Source organism: Bacillus sp. SIMBA_008 (assembly GCF_046535495.1).
Classification (GTDB): Bacteria; Bacillota; Bacilli; order Bacillales; family Bacillaceae; genus Bacillus; species Bacillus subtilis.
Map to the genome: position 1 here is coordinate 1 of NZ_JAWRWL010001414.1, position 230 is coordinate 230.

1 protein-coding gene is annotated in these 230 nt (G+C 70.4%); it reads left to right on the forward strand.

Annotated features, from left to right (window positions below; genetic code table 11):
- Positions 1–230, forward strand: a 230-nt coding sequence (locus SB658_RS28140) for a hypothetical protein (protein ID WP_486308239.1), incomplete at both ends; no start/stop codon positions are given.

Genomic DNA, 230 nt, shown 5'->3' on the forward strand with positions numbered 1-230 from the left:
GTGGCTGCCCGGCATCTTCCGCGACGTCGAGCTGATCTCGCGGCCGACGGGCGCGATCGATGACCACTTCGTGCACGCCGACTACGACCACGTCACCGGCCTCGGCACCCTGCGCGTCGACGCCTCGATCGATGCGGTCGTCGTGATCCCCGAGCTGGGGATCGAGATGCCGGCGGGGGAGACCGCGACCGTCTCCGTGGAGCCCTGGAGCGCCGACATCCCCCGTCTCT